Below are 2,321 nucleotides of genomic sequence, written 5' to 3' on the forward strand. Positions count from 1 at the left end.
GCTCCCACCCGCACGGCTCCGGCAGCACCCGCGTCGGCTCCGGCCTCGCCCGCGTCGGCCCCGGCCGCGCAGGCACCGGCCACGCCGCGCCCCGCGGCACCCGCCGCAGCACCCAAGCCGGTTCCCCGTCCGGCGCCGCGGCCCAAGCCGCAGTCGCCGGGCCAGCCCGGCTGACCTGACCACGGTCGGCTCGGTCCCCGCCGAGCCGCACGACGACGAGTCGCGGGCGACCTGCCCGCGATGCAACGACAAGGAGACACGGCAGCCATGCCGAAGAACAAGACGCACTCCGGTGCCAAGAAGCGCTTCCGGGTCACCGGCACCGGGAAGGTCATGCGCGAGCAGGCCAACGGGCGCCACCTGCTCGAGCACAAGTCGAGCCGTCGCACGCGCCGCATCGCCGGCGACGTCGTCGTCTCCCCCGCTGACACCCCGAAGATCAAGAAGCTGCTCGGCAAGTGACCCGGCGGCGCGCGAGCGCCCCGGGCCATGACGAGCCCTAGACCAGCAAGGAGCATCACGTGGCACGCGTGAAGCGGGCGGTCAACGCCCAGAAGAAGCGCCGGGCAACTCTCGAGCGCGCCAGCGGCTACCGCGGGCAGCGCTCGCGCCTCTACCGCAAGGCGAAGGAGCAGGTCACCCACTCCCTCGTCTACGCCTACCGCGACCGCAAGGTCCGCAAGGGCGACTTCCGCAAGCTCTGGATCCAGCGCATCAACGCGGCGTCGCGCGAGCAGGGCCTGACGTACAACCGCCTCATCCAGGGCCTCAAGCTCGCGGGTGTCGAGGTCGACCGTCGTGTCCTCGCGGACCTCGCCGTGAACGACGCGCCGGCCTTCAACGCGCTCGTCCAGGTCGCGAAGAACGCGCTGCCCGCCGACGTCAACGCGCCCTCGGCTGCGTGACGTCTGCCCCCGAGCAGCACAGCATCTCCCCGGACGCCCGGACCGTGCCCCAGCTGACCAACCCCCGCGCCGAGCGGGTGAAGGCAGTACGGGCGCTGGCCGGGCGTCCGGCGCGTTCGCGGTCGGGCCGGTTCCTCGTCGAGGGGCCGCAGTCCGTGCGGGAGGCCGTGCGCGAGACCGCGACGCGTGTGCACGACCTGTACGTCACCGAGCAGGCCGCCGCGCGGTACCCGGAGATCGTGGCGGCAGCGAGCGCCCGGGGCGTGGTCGTCCGGACGGGCACGCCCGACGTGCTCGACGCGATGAGCCCCGACGGCCAGGGCGTCGTCGCGGTCGCGGACCTGCTGGCCGTCCCGCTCGACGCCGTCCTCGCCCGGGTGCCGCGGCTCGTCGCCGTGCTGGCTCACGTGCGCGACCCCGGGAACGCCGGGACGGTCGTCCGGGCCGCCGACGCGGCGGGCGCCAGCGCCGTCGTCCTCACGCGCGAGAGCGTCGACGTGCACAACCCCAAGGTCGTCCGCTCGACCGCCGGCTCGCTGTTCCACCTGCCCGTCGTGGCCGGGGTGGGCCTCGAGGAGACCGTCGGCGCGCTCCGCGAGCTCGGCGTCACGGTCCTCGCCGCCGACGGCACGGGCGAGCACGACATCGACGACCTGCTCGACGTCGCGGGCGCGGCCCCCGCGGGCGTCCCGGACCTGGCCGCCCCGACCGCCTGGGTGTTCGGCAACGAGGCCTGGGGCCTGCGCGACGAGGACCGGGCATTGACAGACGCCGTCGTGCGCGTGCCCATCCGCGGGCGCGCCGAGTCGCTCAACCTCGCGACGGCGGCGACCGTCTGCCTCTACGCGAGCGCGCGCGCCCAGCGCTGACCCCTCCGGTCGCTCCGCACACGACCGGCGCGGCCGTTCGACCATGCCCGTCGACAGTCGTCGCACCATCCGGCCCCGGGCGTCCGACCTGCCTGGCAGGCTGGCGCCCATGAGGCTGTTCGCCGCCGTGTGGCCCCCCGACGACGTCCTCGACCACCTCGACCTCGCGCTCGCGACCGTGCGCGGCGGTCCGGCCGGCGCGTCGACGGCCGTGCGCTGGTCGGCGCGCGAGACGTGGCACCTGACGACGGCGTTCTACGGCGACCTGCCCGACGGCGCGGTCGACGGCCTGGCCGCGGACCTCGCCGAGGCGGCCCGCGGCCTGGCCCCGTACGACCTCGCGCTGCGCGGGGCCGGGGTCTTCTCGCACCGGACGATGTGGGTCGGCGTGGGCGGTGACGTCGAGGCGCAGCGCCGGCTCACGGCCGTGTGCGCGGACGCGGGGGAGGCCGCGGGGGCGTTCGAGGACCGGCGGCCCCGGGAGCGGCCGCACCTGACGGTCGCGCGGCTGCGGCCGGGGGCTCGGCCACCGCGCCGGGGGTCGTCG

At 75.9% G+C, this 2,321-nt stretch carries 4 protein-coding genes; all 4 read left to right on the top strand.

Annotation, left to right across the window (positions count from 1 at the left end; translation table 11 throughout):
• Nucleotides 1-267: 267 nt before the first annotated feature.
• Nucleotides 268-462 (top strand): 50S ribosomal protein L35, encoded by a 195-nt coding sequence (gene rpmI / locus CBZ_RS17645; protein WP_130782785.1) that lies wholly within the window; start codon nucleotides 268-270, stop codon nucleotides 460-462.
• 59 nt (nucleotides 463-521) lie between these two features.
• On the top strand, nucleotides 522-905 hold the full coding sequence (rplT, locus tag CBZ_RS17650; protein ID WP_130782786.1) for a 50S ribosomal protein L20: 384 nt from the start codon (nucleotides 522-524) through the stop codon (nucleotides 903-905).
• Nucleotides 906-949: 44 nt separating this feature from the next.
• Nucleotides 950-1,774 carry a TrmH family RNA methyltransferase gene (locus CBZ_RS17655; RefSeq protein ID WP_130782788.1) on the top strand — a complete coding sequence of 275 codons (825 nt, stop codon included), beginning with the start codon at nucleotides 950-952 and terminating at the stop codon, nucleotides 1,772-1,774.
• A 109-nt stretch (nucleotides 1,775-1,883) separates the two neighbouring features.
• Nucleotides 1,884-2,321, top strand: a 438-nt coding sequence (gene thpR, locus CBZ_RS17660; RefSeq protein ID WP_130782787.1) for an RNA 2',3'-cyclic phosphodiesterase, incomplete at its 3' end; no start/stop codon positions are given.

Origin of the sequence: Cellulomonas biazotea, assembly GCF_004306155.1 — a bacterium.
In the GTDB taxonomy this organism is placed as follows: Bacteria; Actinomycetota; Actinomycetes; order Actinomycetales; family Cellulomonadaceae; genus Cellulomonas; species Cellulomonas biazotea.